Annotated in this window: 14 protein-coding genes; 4 read left to right on the top strand and 10 right to left on the bottom strand. The window is 68.7% G+C overall.

Annotation, left to right across the window (positions count from 1 at the left end; translation table 11 throughout):
- Nucleotides 1-95: 95 nt before the first annotated feature.
- The 3 genes from AC5RVG_RS07330 to AC5RVG_RS07320 are packed head-to-tail and all read left to right on the top strand — an operon-like array spanning nt 96 to nt 3,032.
- On the top strand, nt 96-1,061 hold the full coding sequence (locus tag AC5RVG_RS07330) for a carbohydrate ABC transporter permease (RefSeq protein WP_494013327.1): 966 nt from the start codon (nt 96-98) through the stop codon (nt 1,059-1,061).
- A complete protein-coding gene (locus tag AC5RVG_RS07325; protein WP_493977240.1) occupies nt 1,058-2,014 on the top strand; it encodes a carbohydrate ABC transporter permease in 957 nt (318 codons plus the stop codon). Before AC5RVG_RS07330 ends, AC5RVG_RS07325 begins: the two co-directional genes overlap by 4 nt.
- A 7-nt stretch (nt 2,015-2,021) precedes the next feature.
- Complete coding sequence (locus AC5RVG_RS07320) at nt 2,022-3,032, top strand: LacI family DNA-binding transcriptional regulator (protein ID WP_494013326.1); 1,011 nt, start codon at nt 2,022-2,024, stop codon at nt 3,030-3,032.
- 25 nt (nt 3,033-3,057) lie between these two features.
- Here the strand turns inward: AC5RVG_RS07320 and AC5RVG_RS07315 are convergent, their stop codons facing one another.
- Nucleotides 3,058-3,882 (bottom strand): DUF8083 family protein, encoded by an 825-nt coding sequence (locus AC5RVG_RS07315; protein WP_494002000.1) that lies wholly within the window; start codon nt 3,880-3,882, stop codon nt 3,058-3,060.
- A 1-nt stretch (nt 3,883) separates the two neighbouring features.
- On the bottom strand, nt 3,884-4,687 hold the full coding sequence (locus AC5RVG_RS07310; protein ID WP_494013325.1) for an exodeoxyribonuclease III: 804 nt from the start codon (nt 4,685-4,687) through the stop codon (nt 3,884-3,886).
- Between the two features lie 216 nt (nt 4,688-4,903).
- On the opposite strand from AC5RVG_RS07310, the gene AC5RVG_RS07305 reads away from it, so the two are divergent.
- Nucleotides 4,904-5,506, top strand: a complete 603-nt coding sequence (locus tag AC5RVG_RS07305; RefSeq protein WP_494013324.1) for a uracil-DNA glycosylase family protein — start codon at nt 4,904-4,906, stop codon at nt 5,504-5,506.
- Between the two features lie 117 nt (nt 5,507-5,623).
- Here the strand turns inward: AC5RVG_RS07305 and nadE are convergent, their stop codons facing one another.
- From nadE to AC5RVG_RS07265, 8 genes are all read right to left on the bottom strand, one after another.
- Nucleotides 5,624-6,448: an NAD(+) synthase gene (nadE, locus tag AC5RVG_RS07300; RefSeq protein WP_494013323.1), complete on the bottom strand. Its 825-nt coding sequence runs from the start codon at nt 6,446-6,448 to the stop codon at nt 5,624-5,626.
- 388 nt (nt 6,449-6,836) lie between these two features.
- On the bottom strand, nt 6,837-7,832 hold the full coding sequence (locus AC5RVG_RS07295) for a sugar phosphate isomerase/epimerase family protein (RefSeq protein WP_494013322.1): 996 nt from the start codon (nt 7,830-7,832) through the stop codon (nt 6,837-6,839).
- Nucleotides 7,822-9,015, bottom strand: a complete 1,194-nt coding sequence (locus tag AC5RVG_RS07290; RefSeq protein WP_494013321.1) for a Gfo/Idh/MocA family protein — start codon at nt 9,013-9,015, stop codon at nt 7,822-7,824. The genes AC5RVG_RS07295 and AC5RVG_RS07290 overlap by 11 nt, the downstream gene beginning before the upstream one ends.
- An 85-nt stretch (nt 9,016-9,100) precedes the next feature.
- The gene (locus AC5RVG_RS07285; RefSeq protein ID WP_494013320.1) at nt 9,101-9,949 is read right to left on the bottom strand and encodes a sugar phosphate isomerase/epimerase family protein; all 849 of its coding nucleotides are present in this window, start codon (nt 9,947-9,949) and stop codon (nt 9,101-9,103) included.
- A gap of 203 nt (nt 9,950-10,152) precedes the next feature.
- Complete coding sequence (locus tag AC5RVG_RS07280) at nt 10,153-11,388, bottom strand: substrate-binding domain-containing protein (RefSeq protein ID WP_494013319.1); 1,236 nt, start codon at nt 11,386-11,388, stop codon at nt 10,153-10,155.
- A 1-nt stretch (nt 11,389) separates the two neighbouring features.
- Nucleotides 11,390-12,496 (bottom strand): ABC transporter permease, encoded by a 1,107-nt coding sequence (locus AC5RVG_RS07275; RefSeq protein ID WP_494013318.1) that lies wholly within the window; start codon nt 12,494-12,496, stop codon nt 11,390-11,392.
- A complete protein-coding gene (locus AC5RVG_RS07270; protein ID WP_494013317.1) occupies nt 12,493-13,542 on the bottom strand; it encodes an ABC transporter permease in 1,050 nt (349 codons plus the stop codon). Before AC5RVG_RS07270 ends, AC5RVG_RS07275 begins: the two co-directional genes overlap by 4 nt.
- A complete protein-coding gene (locus AC5RVG_RS07265) occupies nt 13,539-15,275 on the bottom strand; it encodes a sugar ABC transporter ATP-binding protein (RefSeq protein ID WP_494013316.1) in 1,737 nt (578 codons plus the stop codon). The genes AC5RVG_RS07270 and AC5RVG_RS07265 overlap by 4 nt, the downstream gene beginning before the upstream one ends.
- Between the last annotated feature and the right edge of the window lie 13 nt (nt 15,276-15,288).

The following is a 15,288-nucleotide window of genomic DNA, read 5'->3' as shown; positions in this document are numbered from 1 at the left end:
AGCCGCCGGCAGCCCGGCCGCACCGCCTGCGACCCGATGCAGGCGGTGTGGCCGGGCACGGCCTGTCCCTTCCACGCACCAAGGAGGTAAGTGCCATGGAGGACGTTGGCGAGAAGCTCGTGCAGGTGGCGATCGCATTGGCGGTCTTCGCCGCGATCATCGCCCTGATCATGCTGTTGGTGGACCGGGCGCCGAAGTCGTTCCGCGATAAGGCGACGATCATCGGGTTCCTGGCCCCCGCCGTCGTGCTCCTCACCATTGGGTTGGTGTGGCCGGCCATCCAGACCACGTACCTGGCGTTCACGGACCGCACCGGAACGCCGAACGGCCTGGACAACTTTGTGTGGATGTTCACCCAGCCCGAAGCGCTGGTTACGCTGCGCAACACGCTGCTGTGGGTGGTCCTGGTGCCGCTGCTGTCGACCGGCATCGGCCTGGCTTACGCGGTGTTCATCGACCGGGCGCGCGGCGAGAAGGCGCTCAAGGCGCTGGTGTTCATGCCGATGGCCATCTCCATGGTGGGCGCCGGCGTGATCTGGAAATTCATGTACACGTACCGCGGCGGCGAACGCGAACAGATTGGCCTGCTGAACCAGGTGTTGGTGTGGTTTGGCGGCGAACCCAAGCAGTTCCTGCTGGACGCGCCGGAGAACACGTTCTTCCTGATCGCGGTCATGGTCTGGATCCAGACCGGCTTCGCCATGGTGATCCTCTCCGCGGCGATCAAGGGCATCCCCACCGAAATCGTCGAGGCCGCCCGGCTGGACGGGGCCAGCGCCTGGCAGCAGTTCCGTTCCATCACCATCCCGTCCATCCGGGGGGCACTGATCGTGGTGGTCACCACCATCACGATCGGCACGCTGAAGGTCTTCGACATCGTGCGGACCATGACCGCCGGAAACTTCGAAACCTCGGTGGTGGCCAACGAGATGTACACCCAGGCGTTCCGCGCCAACGAACCCGGACGCGGCGCCGCGCTGGCCTTGATTCTGTTCCTGATGGTGCTGCCGATCGTCGTCTACAACGCCCGGCAGCTGAAGAAGCAGAGGGAAATCCGATGAGCGCAACGCCTGCCATCCCCACCGCTCCCGACGCCGTCCTGGCCAGCACCACCGAACAGCAGATCCCGATCACCCGGCGGGTCAAGCAGCGCCTGACCTCGCGCGGAGCCACCGCGGCAGCGATCATCATCGCCGTCATCTGGACCGTGCCGACCTTCGGCCTGTTCATTTCCTCGCTGCGCCCGGAAGACAACATCCAGGCCAACGGCTGGTGGAACATCCTGGGCGACCTGCAGTTCACCACCGAGAACTACACCGACGTGCTGGCCTCCAAGGGCGGATCCGCGTCCAACCTGGGGCAGTACTTCATCAACTCGCTGGCGATCGTCATCCCGGGAACTTTGATCCCCCTGGTGATCGCCTCGATGGCGGCCTACGTTTTCGCCTGGGGCAGGTTCCGCGGCAAGGACACCTTGTTCATTGTGGTGTTCGCGCTGCAGATCGTGCCGCTGCAGATGGCGCTGATCCCGCTGCTCTCGCTGTTCATCAACCTCAAGATCGGCGAGTTCCAGCTGCTGCCGGCCGGAACCTACGCCCAGCTGTGGATCGCGCACACCATCTTCGCGCTGCCATTGGCCATCTTCCTGCTGCACAACTTCATCTCGGAGATCCCCGGGGAGGTCATCGAGGCGGCTCGGGTGGACGGCGCCGGGCACGCGACAATCTTCTGGCGGATCATCCTGCCGCTGTCCGTGCCGGCGATCGCCTCCTTCGGCATTTTCCAGTTCCTGTGGGTCTGGAACGACCTGCTGGTGGCCCTGGTGTTCTCCGGAGGCACCGCCGACGTCGCGCCGATCACCCAGCGGCTGGCCGAACTGACGGGCACCCGCGGCGACGAGTGGCACCGGTTGACCGCCGGCGCGTTCGTTTCCATGATCGTGCCGCTGGCGGTGTTCTTCGGCCTGCAGCGCTACTTTGTCCGCGGCCTGCTGGCTGGTGGCCTTAAGGGGTGAGCGCGCCGTGACCGGGATCGATGACGTCGCGCGGGCCGCCGGCGTCTCGACCGCAACGGTTTCCCGTGCCCTGCGCGGATTGTCCGGGGTCTCCACGGCTACCCGCGACCGCGTGCTGGCGACCGCCGACTCGCTGGGCTACGTGCCGTCGTCGTCGGCGGCCCACCTGGCCTCGGGCCGCACGAGGGCCATGGGCGTGCTGCTGCCGGTGATCGACCGGTGGTACTTCGCGTCCGCGCTGGAAGGCGTGGACCGGGTGTTGCGGGCGGCCGGCTACGACCTGGTCGTGTTCAGTCTGGGCGGCACCGGCACCAACCGTGAACGGGTGTTCCACCGGTCCATGCTGCGCAAGCGGATCGACGCGCTGTTGGTGATGTGCATGGAGCTGACCGCGGACGAACTGACGGCGCTGCAGGCGCTGGAGTATCCGAACGTGATCGTCGGCGGGCAGGTGGACGGTTTGCGCAGCGTGAGCGTGGATGACACCGCCGCGGCCGCCGAGGCCGTCGAGCATCTCATCGGGCTCGGGCACACGCGGATCGCGCACCTGCAGGGCGGCGGCGCCTACGGGATCGACTTTGACGTACCGCGCCGCCGCGAGCTGGCCTTCCGGGACACGATGGCCCGACACGGGCTGCGGGTACGGCCGGAATGGCTGGCCATGGGCGACTTCCGGTTCTCCGGCGGCAGGACTGCCGCCGGCGCGCTCCTCGATACACCCGGGGAACGGCCGACGGCGATCTTCGCCTCCGCGGACGAGATGGCCTTCGGCGCCCTGAGGGCCGCGCAGGAGCGCGGGCTGCGGGTGCCCGAGGACGTCTCCGTCGTGGGCATCGACGACCACGAGTTCGCCGAGCCGATGGGGCTGACGACCGTCCGGCAACGGCCGGACCAACAGGGGGCCTACGCGGCCCGGCTGCTGCTGGCCGAACTGCAGGGGAAGGCGCGGCTGGACGTGCCGCGGGTCCAGCCCCACGAACTGGTGATCCGGGCCTCGACCGCCCCGCCGTCGTCGTGATTGCCGGGAGGCTCCGGGCCGGCGGTCAGGACGCGCGGGCGAGCTGGCGGATCTTGATCCAGCGGCCGGCGAGGCGGCGGTAGGCGGCGGCGGCGCCGGTCATGTCTCCGTCGGCCAGCGATTCGATGCCGGCGTGCACGTCCGAGGGTGATTCGTCCGGGTAGACCAGCTCGGCCACGCGGCCGTAATCCAGCTCCACGATGCCGTCCGCGGTGAAGGTTTCCAGCCACTCGGTCAGCTCGGTCAGTTCTTCCAGCAGGTCCAGGCCCGGGGCGGCGAGGGCCAGGGAAGCCGCCGCGTAGCGGGCCCGGTCGATGCACTGCGGGACCGGGGCGGCCAGGCGGACCGTCTGCAGCGTGTGGTCGCTCTCCACCTTTTCGGTGTGGTCGTCCTCGCGGAACAGCACGAACCAGCCGAACGGGATGCCCCAGGTGGAGCTGCGCGTATGCAGCTTGGCCAGGGCGTCCACAAAGTTGTCCGGGTCCAGCCGGGACTGCTGGGCGTCCCTCGCCGCTTCGGGCACCAGCAGCCCCAGCAGTGGATCGCGCAGGCTGCTGGAGAGCGATTCGGCGGCCAGGGTGCTGCGGACGGCCAGCTGGTTGGGGCAGTACCGCGGCGTGGTGATGCCCTCGGGCGTCGGATAGTGGAGGACCCGAATCAGGTCGTCGCTGGAGTGCGGAAACGGGTCCGACACGGTGCGGGTGATCCGGCGCAGCGAGTCACCGCGGTCCAGGTCCTCCGTGACGTCCCTGCCCCGGCCGCGCTGGCTCATGATGAGCAGCTGCTGGTCGTCGTCGAACACATCCAGTGGTTCGAAGACCCGCAGGTAGGAGACGTACGGGAACTTCATCTCAGTCCAGCTCCGCGATGACCGGCGCGTGGTCCGAGGCGCCCTTGCCCTTGCGCTCTTCGCGGTCGATCATCGCCCCGGTGACGCGGGAGGCCAGCGCGGGGGAGCCGAGGATGAAGTCGATGCGCATGCCTTCCTTCTTGGGGAAGCGCAGCTGCGTGTAGTCCCAGTAGGTGTAGACGCCGGGCCCGGGGGTGTGCGGGCGGACGACGTCGACGAATCCGGCCTCTTCGAACGCGCGGAAGGCGGCGCGCTCGGGTTCGGTCACGTGGGTGGCGTTCTGCGCCCGGAACCAATCGATGTCCCAGACGTCGTCGTCGGTGGGAGCGATGTTCCAGTCGCCCATCAGCGCGACGGGGAGCGCCGGGTCCGCCTGGATCCAGCCGGCGGCCTCTTCCTTGAGGGCCTTGAGCCAGTTCAACTTGTAGGGCATGTGGGGATCGTCGACCGTGCGGCCGTTGGGGACATACAGGCTCCACACGCGCACGCCGCCGCAGGTCGCCCCGATGGCACGGGCCTCGGCGGCAGTGGTGTCCTCGGTCTTGCCGAAGTGCGGCTGCCCGTCGAACGTCCGTTCCACGTCATCCAGGCCCACCCGCGAGGCGATGGCCACGCCGTTCCACTGGTTCAGGCCAAAGTGCGCCACCTCGTAGCCGTTCTTCTCGAACAGGTCCCACGGGAAGTTCTCATCCTTGGCCTTGGTCTCCTGGATGGCCAGCACATCCACGTCGGAGCGCTGCAGCCAGGACTCAACGCGGTCGGCGCGGGCACGGATCGAGTTCACATTCCAGGTAGCAATCTTCACAACAGCTACGTTACCCAACGGCGGCAGGCTGTGCTCGCCGCTCGGGCGGCTGGGCCCGTCGTCAGCTCAGGCTGTGCTCGCCCCTCGGGCGGCTCGCCCCGCCGTCGGGGGCGGCGGGGCTCGCGGCTCGGGGAGGCTGGCTGTGCTGGCCCCCGGGCGGCTCCCCCCGCCGTCGGATCCCTCACGGCCCCATGGCTTGAGGGGTATGTTGGTTAAATGTTTGCTGATAAGCCGCAGTCTTTAGCAGATCCACTCGAACGGCAGCGGCGGCAAGCCATGCTGTCATCCGAGCCGGCCATACAGAAGCTTGAGGAATGGCGGGACGCCTACGCGCGGACCCGCACGGAGCCCGTCCCGCATTTTGATCCGGCGGATGCGGGCGTTGAGGCGCGGGTGCTCTTTCTGCTCGATAGCCCGGGCAGCCAGACGGTCACCGCTGAGGGGCCGGGATTCGTCTCGGTAGACAACCCCGACCAGGCGGCCGAGCGGTGCTGGAACGAACGCCAGGAAGCGGAGCTGCACGAGGGCGTTCTCCTCTGGAATACGGTGCCGTTTTTCCTTAACGGCGCCGAGCCGACTCCGGTCCAGACAATAGCCGGCGTCAAGGCGCTCAAGTCCGTCCTGGGGCTGCTGCCTCGGCTCCAAGCCGTCGTGCTGTGCGGGACGTTCACCAAAACTCAATGGGCGAAACACATGGGTGCGTTCACCCGCCCGACCGTCATCAGGGCGCCCAGCCCCGGTGGCAGGGCGATGATCAGCCGGAAAAACCAGGATGAGTTCCGCAAGGCAGTGATGCGGGCGAAGAGCCTGGTCGGCTGACGCTTCAGCCGCCCGAGCGGGTGGCAGATCCTCAGGCGGGCTGTGCTTCACTCGGCCAGATGGCGGTCAGCGGGAGTCCCGCCGGGCGTGCCTCGCCTGCTCGGCTGACGGTTCCGCCTAGCCCTGCCACCACTTGTCGAGGATGGACACCGGGGTGGTCCGCTTGTGCCGGGTCATCAGGTAGCGCTGCTCGATCTTTTCTGCGACCTCGTCGGGGATGGCGCGGCCCTCAAGGTAGTCGTCGATGTGGTCGTAGCTGATCCCCAGTTCGTCCTCGTCGGTGCGGCCGGGCGTGGTGTCCAACAGGTCTGCCGTCGGCACCTTGTGTGCCACCTGGTCGCTGGCACCAAGGTGCACCAACAGTTGCCGGTTCTGCCGCTTGTTGAGTCCGAACAGGGGCAGCACGTCGGCGGCGCCGTCGCCGAATTTCGTGAAGAAGCCGGTCACCGACTCGGCGCCGTGGTCTGTGCCCAGCACCAGGTAGTTGTGCTGGCCGGCCAGCGCGTACTGGGCCATCATCCGTGCCCGGGCCTTGATGTTGCCCTTGTTGAAGTCGGTGATCTCTTCGCCGGTCGTCGTCGTGAATTCGGACTCGAAGCCGTCCACGGCCGACTTGATGTTGAACGTCCACGACGTTTTCGGCCGGATGAAATCCATGGCTGCCTGCGCGTCGGCTTCATCGTGCTGGACGCCGTACGGGAGGCGCACGGCCACGAAGGTGGCTTCGACGCCTTCTGCCTCGAGTTCGTCGACCGCCAGCTGGGCCAGCTTGCCGGCGAGGCTGGAGTCGACGCCGCCGCTGATGCCCAGCACAAAACCTTTGCTGCCGGTGGTCTTGAGGTACTCCTTGAGGAATCCGACGCGCCGTGCGACTTCCTGCGACGGGTCGATGGAGGGCTGGACACCCATTTCGTCAATGATCGTGGCCTGGAGTTCGCGCATGGCCACAGCCTACTAAAGGTCCTGGCCAGCTGCAGGAGTTCGGCGGGCAGGTCCGCACGGCGCAGGCCAGAGGCCCCGGTTGTCCTTGTTTTGGGCGGCCGTTCGGCATCGCCGCAGGTCAGGGCCGTATCGGTTTCCAGAACGTGGACAATTCCTGCCGAACTTGGACAGCCGGCGTGTTTCGGGCAGGCAGGACAGCCAGCGTGCTCGGGAGGCAGGACTGGCAGCAGGCAGGGAGCACTTTCGCTCCCACGTCTTGGATGGACCTCCTGCATCACCGCAGGTCAGGGGCTTAAGACCTCCCGAAACGTGGGAAGTTAGGCCCATACATGGGAGCGTACGTGGGAGCGAACGGGTCTGCCACGGTGCCACCTGCGCCCGCCAGCCCCTACTGCTTGAACGCGGCGTCGAAGGAGGCCTGCGGCGGATCGAAGTCGAACCCCTTGAGGAACCGGAGGGCTTCGGGCGCCCCCTGCAGCCGGTCCATTCCGGCGTCTTCCCACTCCACCGAGATCGGCCCGTCGTAGCCGATCGCCGCCAGCGCCCGGAAGCTGGCCTCCCAGGGCACGTCGCCGCGACCGGTGGAGACGAAGTCCCAGCCGCGCCGCGGGTCGCCCCACGGCAGATGCGATCCCAGCCGCGTGTTGCGCCCGGTGATCCGCAGCTTCGTGTCCTTGCAGTCCACGTGGTAAATCCGGTCCTTGAAGTCCCAGATCAACGAGACCGGGTCGATGTCCTGCCACATCATGTGGCTGGGGTCCCAGTTAATGCCGAACGCCTCACGGTGCCCCAAGGCCTCCAGCGCCCGCACGGTCGACCAGTAGTCGTAGGCGATCTCGGAGGGGTGGATCTCGTGCGCGAACCGGACCCCGCACTCGTCGAACACGTCCAGGATCGGGTTCCACCGGTCGGCGAAGTCCCGGTAGCCGCCCTCGATCACGTCCGCGGGCACCGGCGGAAACATCGCCACGTACTGCCAGATCGAAGACCCGGTGAATCCCACCACCGTCTTCACGCCGAGCCGCTGCGCCAGCCGCGCCGTGTGCTTCATCTCCTCGGCCGCCCGCGCCCGCACGCCCTCCGGCTCGCCGTCGCCCCACACGCGCTCGCCGACTATTGCCTGATGCCGGAAGTCGATCGGGTCGTCGCACACCGCCTGGCCCTTCAGGTGGTTGGAGATCGCCCATACCCGCAGGCCGTTGCGCTCCAGGATGCCGAGCCGGTCGGCGATGTAGTCGTCGTCGTCCCAGCGCCACGCATCGAGATGGTCGCCGGACACCGCGATCTCCAGGCCGTCGTAGCCCCAGCCCGCGGCCAGTTCGGCCACCTTCTCCAAGGGCAGGTCCGCCCACTGGCCGGTGAACAGCGTGAAATTACGGGCCATCGGTTGCTCCTGCGTAGTCGGCGCGGGTGTCGGTTTCGGCAAGGACGACGGCGGTGCCCGCCTGCCCGGCGCTGCGCACCATCGCGTCCAGCACCTTCTGCACGGCCAGGCCGTCCTCGAAGCTTGGGCTCGGTGCCCGGCCGGTTGCCACCGCGGCCAGGAAATCGGCGGCCTGGCTGGTGAACGTGTGGTCCCAGCCGAGCACGTGCCCGGGCGGCCACCAGGCCTGCACGTACGGGTGCGTCTCCTCGGTGACCAGGATCCTCGCCGCACCCGCGAGCCCCGGCGGGGCCCCGGCGTCGTAATAGGAGAGCTCGTTAAGCCGCTCCAGGTCGAAGCCCAGATGCCCGGCGGACCCGTAGACCTCGATCCGCAGCGCGTTCTTGCGGCCCGCGGCCATCCGGCTGACTTCCAGGCTGGCCACGGCGCCGGAATCGAGCCGCAGGGTCGCCCACGCGGCGTCGTCCACCGTCACAGGTTCGGGGCCGCCCGGACCCTGCCGGGTTTCGACGAACGTGTTGAGCGTGGCGGAGACCGACGTGACCCGCGCGCCGAGCAGGAAATGGATCTGATCCACCGCGTGCGAAGCCAGGTCGCCGAGCGCCCCGGAGCCGGCGGTCTCGCGGCGCAGCCGCCAGGTCATGGGGGCGGTGTCGTCGGCCAGCCAGTCCTGAAGGTAGGCGACCCGCATCTGCCGCACGGCGCCGATCCTGCCCTCGGCGATCAATTGGCGCGCCAGGGCCAGCGCCGGCACCCGCCGGTAGTTGAAGCCGACCATCGACTGGACGCCGGCCGCCCCGGCGGCGCGGGCCGCGGCGGCCATGCGCTCGGCTTCGGCCACCGAGTTGGCCAGCGGCTTCTCCACCATCACGTGCTTGCCCGCCTGAAGCGCGGCGACGGCCAGGTCGGCATGCAGGTGGCCGGGGGTGCAGATGTCCACGATCTGCACATCGTCGCGCTCGAGCACGGCCCGCCAGTCCGTGGAGCCCTCCGCCCAGCCGTACCGGGCCGCGTCCGTGGCCACGCCGTCCGCATTCCGGCCGACCAGCACCCGCCGGGCCACCGCGGGCCCGCCGGGATAGAAGGCGGACACGTTGCGCCAGGCATTGGAGTGGGCCTTGCCCATGAAGGCATGCCCCAGCACCGCCACCCCCAGCGGCGGCGACTCCGGATTGGCGGTCATCGTCTTCTCCTTCGTGCTCGTCGGTCGGTGGTGCGGCGGATGGGCTGCCCTCCGGGCCCGGGCTGCACCTCGACGCGGGAACGGGCTAGAGGCTGCGCAGGAATGCCAGCCCGTCCTCTGCCAGTTGATCCTGGCTCGGCGCCAGCGGCCGCCAGATCGATGCGGCCGTCGCGATGGCCGCGTTCTCCGCGGTGAAACTCTCGATGTTCAACGGGCCGGCGTAGCCCACGTCGTCCAACGCCTTGACCAGCGCCGGCCAGTCGGTCTGGTCGCCGCCCGGCGCGCCGCGGTCGTTGCCGCACACCTGCAGGTGGACCAAGTGTTCGCCGGCCGCACGGATGGCGGCCGCGCTGGAGCGTTCTTCGATGTTCAGGTGGTAGCTGTCCAGCGCCAGCCCCACCCCGTGGCCGAGCAGCGGTCCCAGCGCGTCGAGCGCTTGTTCCACGGTGTTGACCAGCGAGGTCTCGTACCGGTTGAGCGGCTCGATTCCCAGTACGACGCCGGCCGCCTCGGCTTGGGCGGCCAGCGGCGCCAGGTTCTCCCGGAGCTGGCGGTACGCTTCGGCGCGGTCTTCGGCGTCGATCCGCCACACCCGCCCCGTGCTGGCGTAGAACGGACCGCACACCGCCGGCGCGCCGACGTCGTGCGCCAGGTCGATGCAGGCCGCCAGATAGTCCTGGGTTGCCTGCACCGACCCGGCGTCGGCCAGGACCAATACGCGGCCGGGTGCCATGGCGCCCACGATGTAGGGCAACAGGTGCGTGGCCGCGAGGGCGTCCCGGGCGGTGCCGGCGGTAAAGTCGCCGACGTTTTCCAGCGGCAGTTCGACGCCGTCAAAGCCCATGCCGGCGATCTTCGCCAGCAGTCCGGGCAACTCGGTGTCGCGCAGCGGCGACTGCCACACCCAGGTGTTGACGCCGATCGGCCGGTCCATTGATCCTTCTCCTTTGTCTGCCGCTGCTGGTGGCAGCTCGTCCGGTCCGCGGCTGCTGGTGGCAGCTCGCTCGTCCGGTTGCCGCCGGACGCCGCGCCGCGGTCCCGCCCGGCTGACCGCCGGGGGGGCCGGCGGTCACCTGTCCCCGCCGGAGTTGGCGGGCCGGCCGGGCACCCTCCCCGGGCCCGGCCGGCCCGCACGTTCTACGGAATCTGGCGTTCCTGCCAGACCTCCGGATAGCCGGGCAGGTCTTCCCCGCCGAACTTCGCGTAGTGGCCGTCCGGCATGCCGTCGTTGCGTTTCAGCCAGTCGTCCAGCTCGTCGGCAGGGATCGGAACCTGAGGCAGCACCCACTCGGCCGGGATTTCCTCCCCGGCGAAGATCTTCTGCACGGCCAGCAGCGGCGTGCGCCACTGGAAGTTGGAGTAGACCGGAGCCAACGCGTCGATGCCCGTGTCCTTCCATTTGCGCAGGAAGCTCAGCTCGTCTTCGCCGGTCATGACCGGCAGGTCCTTGCCGGCGTCCTCGAACGCTTCGATCGCGGCGACCGCGCCGTCCCCGGCGTCCATCCAGACACCCTGGACATCGCCGGTGGCGAGCTCGTCGGAGATGATCTTCTTGATCTCGGTCGGGTCGGCGCCGGTGAAGTAGTCGGTGGCTTCGATGCCGTTCTCCTTGAAGATCTTCTCCGCCGCCGCCCAGCGCTGTTCCAGCACATCCACGCCGGGCAGGATGCGCAGCGCCACCACCTTGTCGCCTTCCTGCAGCCGTTCGGAGAGGAAGTTGGCGGTGTCGATGCCCCAGGCGAAACCGCCGATCGGGTGGATGAACGTGGTGGCGCAGTCGGTCTCCACGCCGCGGTCGAACACCACCACGGGCTTGCCCGTGTCGCAGGCCCGCTCCACCGCAGGCGTCAGCGCCGCAGTGGCGTTCGGCGAGATGACAAACGCGTCGCATTCGCCTTCGCTGATGAAGTAGTCGATGTCGGCGATCTGCGTGTTCGAGTCGTCCTGCGCGTCGCGGGTCTCCATTTCGGAGATGACCCCCTCGTCCTGCAACACCTTCAACTGCTGGTTCATGGTGATCCAGCCAGTCTGCCGCCACGGGTTGGAGATCGACGCGTTGGCGAAGCAGACCTTCTTGGCGCCCTCGGAGGCGAACTTCTTGGTGTCGGTCATCTTGCCGTCGATGTACTGAAGCCACGGCTGCTCCGGGTCGCCCTCGAATTCGGCGGTCCGCTGTTCGAACTGCTCGTCGTAGACGGCCTGGTCGAACCATTCCGTGGAGGCCTCCGCACTTTCCGCCGGTGACGGGCTGGCCGCGCCGCCGGGGCCGCCGGTCTCCTCGGTGATCGACGGATCGGTGGTACAGCCGGTCATGGCCATTAACGACGCGGCCGCTGTGAGCGCGACCGCGGTACTTAGACGTTTCCTCGTCATGTCAGTTCCCTCCCTTGTCGGTGCCCTCAGCGGGCTCTGGTGCCGCGATGATGTGTTGTTCGGACTGCGCGGCCGCAGAGCCCCCGCGCCGCTTGCGCTGCCACGACTGCGCGGCGGCAGCAACAGCGACGATGATGATGGCGCCCTGCACGGTGTCCCGCCAGGTGGATGCCACGCCCAGGAAATTCAGCAGCGTGAACAGCAACTCCAGGGCGAACGCTCCCGCCGCCGCAGAGAGCACCCAGCCGCGGCCGCCACCGAGCACCACCCCACCCAGTACGACGGCGGTGATTGCCGTGAACTCGTAGCCTTGACCCACCGACGGATGGACCCCGGCATACCCGACCAGCAGGATCCCCGAGACGGTGGCGGCCAGCGACGACAGCATGAAGGCCCGCGTGCGCACCCACCAGACCCGGGCGCCGGTCAGGGCTGCGGCCACGTCGTTGTCGCCGACGGCGACCAGCGTGCGCCCGTAGGGCCGGCGCATCATCCAGACGGCGAGCACGGCGACGGCAGCCAGGATGATGACCGGGTAGGGGATGACCTCCAGCACCGGCACGTTTTCGATGCCGCCGCGGCCTATCTGCCGGAAGCTGTCCGCCGGGTTGCCCTGGGCGGCGCCGCCGGTCCAGTTGAGCACCAGGCCCAGCAGCGCCAGCATCATGCCCAGGGTGACAATGAAGCTGGGGACCTTGAGCAGCGTGGTGATCAGCCCGTTGATCAGCCCGATGACCGCCCCGAGGACGAACATCAGCGCCAGCACGGGGATGACCTTGGCGTCGTCCTGGCCGATCAGGTTGCCGGCCACGATCACCTGCATGGTCACGACAGATCCCATGGACAGGTCGAACTCGCCGGAAACGATCACGAAGTACTGCCCGATGGCGGCGATCGCAATCGGGGCGGTCCGGCCTATGAAGCGAATGAAGGACCCGGGCTCGCCGAACGACGGGTTCAGGGCGATGATGGCCACCAGCAGCGCGGCCAGGAGCACGAAGATGCCGCCGCCGGGAGTCCGCAGGCTGCGCAGGAAGCGCTGGCCGCGTCCGGCCCGGTTCTGCTGCAGCACCCTGCCGCCGGCCTCCGAATCCAGAACTGTGCTCATGCCTGCACCTCCTGCTGTTGTCCGCCGTGCCCGTAGCGCGGCGGCCGGGCGACGATGGTGCGGCGGGCATAGACGGCGACGGCGACCACGATCACCACGCCGCGGACCACGTCCTTCAGGAACGGGTTGACCTGGAGCACGGACATGATGTTGTCCAGCATCGCGAAGATCAGGACGCCGCCCAGGGTGCCGGTGACGGATCCCTTGCCGCCGGCCAGCAGCGTCCCGCCCAGGACGACGGCGGCGATCGAGAGCAGGTCGTAGCCGCCCTGCGAGCCCACGGTGGGGCTGCCGACGCCAAGCCGGCTGGCCAGCAGCAGCCCGGCCATGCCGGAGAGGGTGGAGCAAATGACGTGGGCGGTGATCACGGCGCCCGGGACGCGGATGCCGGACATCCGTGCCACGTTGCTGTCGCCGCCGACGGCATAGATGTGGTGCCCCATGCGGGTGCGGTGCAGCATCAGCAGCACGAGGGCGGCGCAGGCGAGCATGATGAGCGTGGAAATCGGCACCGGCCCTATCCCGGTGGCGCCGATCAGCCGGAAGGAGAACGGGGTCTGGCCGAAACTGCCCTTGTAGTTGGTGCCCAGGTAGCCGCTGATCACCAGGCCCATGCCGAGCGTGGCGATGAACCCGTGCACCTTGAGGCCGGCAACAATCAGTCCGTTGACCAGACCGATGACGGCGGAGAGACCCAGTGCCAGCAGCACGGCGGCCGGCACGTTTTCGCTCCGGTTGGCCATCACCCCGGCCGCTATCAGGCTGGCCAGGCTGGTCACGTAGGGCACCGAGAGGTCCAGGCTGCCGACCAGGATCACCAGCGTCTGGCCGATGGCGATGAAGCCCAGCACGCTCGTACCGGTCAGGATGGCGGAGATGTTGCCCGGGCTGAAGAAGTTCCGGCCGGCGGTGGCCACCAGGATGCTGCCGGCGATCAGGGTCAGCAAGGCCACCAGGTAGACGATCTGGGTGGAGGTCAGCCGCGCGAAGAATCCGCCGCCGGCCCGTGCCCGCCGGGTGGGGACCGGGGTTTGCGTGGTCGTCATGGTGTCCCTCCCGTGGTGCCGCGGTCCTCCGCCACATGTGACCCGCCGCCGCGCCCTGCGTCCCCAAGGCGGGCGCCGCCGTCGTGCCCCGCGTCCCCAACGCGCCCCGCGTCCGCGAGGTGCCCCGCGTCCGCGAGGCGGGCACCGCCGTCGTAGTCCGGAGCCGGCGGCGTGCCATCGGAGGCCGCGCCCGGTACCCGCGCGCCGGTGGCCAGCCGCAGAATTTCCTCCTCCGTGGCGCCGGCCGACAGCTCGCCGGCAATCTGCCCGTCGCGCATCACCAGGATCCGGTCGGACATCCCGATCACCTCGGGCAGCTCGCTGGAAACCATCAGGACGCCCTTCCCCTCGGCCGCCAGCTGGCGCATCAGCCGGTACACCGCGACCTTGGCCCCGACGTCGATGCCCCGGGTCGGTTCGTCCAGCAGCACCACGCCCGGGGACACCGCCAGCCACTTGGCCAGCACGATCTTTTGCTGGTTCCCGCCGGAGAGGTACTGCACCTCCTGGTCCAGGTCCCGGGCGACGACTTCCAGCGCGCTGAAGGAGCCGGCGACGGCCCGGCGTACGGTCGCGGTGCGCTTGGGGAACACGGCGCGGACCACGCCCAGCGCGTTGTCCAGCAGGGATTGGTTCAGGCTCAGGCCCTGCGCCTTGCGGTCCTCGGTGATCAGCGCGATGCCGTGCCGCACCGCCTGGCGGGGAGAATGCGGACGGACCGGACGGCCTGCCAGCTGCATGCTGCCGCGGTTGAACGGCGCGGCGCCGAAGATCGCCTGCAGCAGTTCGGTGCGGCCCGACCCCTGCAGGCCGGCGACGCCGACGATCTCGCCGGGCATCAGGCGCAGGCTGATGCCGTCCAGCTGGTCGTTGCCGGCGTCGGCGAGTTCGAGCAGCGGGGCATTGCGGTCGGTGCTCTGTGCCGCGGGCGCGGGCGGGAGCTTGTCCGGGAAGTACGCGGAGATGGGGCGGCCGACCATCATCCGGACCAGCGAGGCATCATCGAGTTCGGTGGCCGGTTTGGTACCCACGACCCGCCCGTCTTTGAGCACGGTGATGGTTTGGCAGAGGTCGAAGACCTCGCGCAGCCGGTGCGAGACGTAGAGGATGCCGGTGCCGCGTTCGGCCAGTCTCCCCACGATCCCGTACAACAGGGACACTTCCGGCCCGGACAACGCGGCGGTCGGCTCGTCCATGGAGATGATCCGGGCCTCGTAGCTGACGGCCTTGGCGATCTCGACGATCTGCTGCTCGGCCACGGAGAGCGACCGGACCAGCGCCGTGGGCCGGATGGAGCCGATGCCCAGCGACTCCAGCAGTTCCGCGGTGGCGGCGTTCATCTTGGCCCGGTTGACCAGCAGGCCCTTGCGGGGCTCGCGGCCCAGGTAGATGTTCTCCGCCACCGTGCGGTCCGGCAGCAGGTTGAATTCCTGAAAGACGGTGGACAGCCCGGCTTCGTGTGCCTGGGTGGGATGGCTGAACTGGACGCTTTCGCCGTCCAGGAGCACAGTTCCCGAGTCCCGCTGGTACACGCCCGCCAAAATCTTCATCAGCGTCGACTTTCCTGCGCCGTTCTCCCCGACGACGCCGTGGACCTCGCCGGCGTGCAGCGTCAGTGACGCGTCCTGCAGCACGGGATTGCCGAAGAAGCTCTTGGTCAGGCCGCGGACCTCGAGAACGGGTTTCCCCCGTCCGGCGCCGCTGTCGGCCACAGTGTTGCTCGTCTGCTCCACTCACTCACTGTGG

This window comes from Arthrobacter senegalensis (genome assembly GCF_059091765.1).
The sequence above is the reverse complement of the archived record's forward strand: the minus strand, read 5'-3'. Positions and strand labels throughout refer to the sequence as shown.

Coding starts and splice junctions, on each gene's coding strand:
- AC5RVG_RS07330 (WP_494013327.1), top strand. CDS start 96: ATGGAGGACGTTGGCGAGAAGCTCGTGCAGGTGGCGATCGCATTGGCG.
- AC5RVG_RS07325 (WP_493977240.1), top strand. CDS start 1,058: ATGAGCGCAACGCCTGCCATCCCCACCGCTCCCGACGCCGTCCTGGCC.
- AC5RVG_RS07315 (WP_494002000.1), bottom strand. CDS start 3,882: ATGAAGTTCCCGTACGTCTCCTACCTGCGGGTCTTCGAACCACTGGAT.
- AC5RVG_RS07305 (WP_494013324.1), top strand. CDS start 4,904: ATGTTTGCTGATAAGCCGCAGTCTTTAGCAGATCCACTCGAACGGCAG.
- nadE (WP_494013323.1), bottom strand. CDS start 6,448: ATGCGCGAACTCCAGGCCACGATCATTGACGAAATGGGTGTCCAGCCC.
- AC5RVG_RS07295 (WP_494013322.1), bottom strand. CDS start 7,832: ATGGCCCGTAATTTCACGCTGTTCACCGGCCAGTGGGCGGACCTGCCC.
- AC5RVG_RS07290 (WP_494013321.1), bottom strand. CDS start 9,015: ATGACCGCCAATCCGGAGTCGCCGCCGCTGGGGGTGGCGGTGCTGGGG.
- AC5RVG_RS07285 (WP_494013320.1), bottom strand. CDS start 9,949: ATGGACCGGCCGATCGGCGTCAACACCTGGGTGTGGCAGTCGCCGCTG.
- AC5RVG_RS07280 (WP_494013319.1), bottom strand. CDS start 11,388: ATGACGAGGAAACGTCTAAGTACCGCGGTCGCGCTCACAGCGGCCGCG.
- AC5RVG_RS07275 (WP_494013318.1), bottom strand. CDS start 12,496: ATGAGCACAGTTCTGGATTCGGAGGCCGGCGGCAGGGTGCTGCAGCAG.
- AC5RVG_RS07270 (WP_494013317.1), bottom strand. CDS start 13,542: ATGACGACCACGCAAACCCCGGTCCCCACCCGGCGGGCACGGGCCGGC.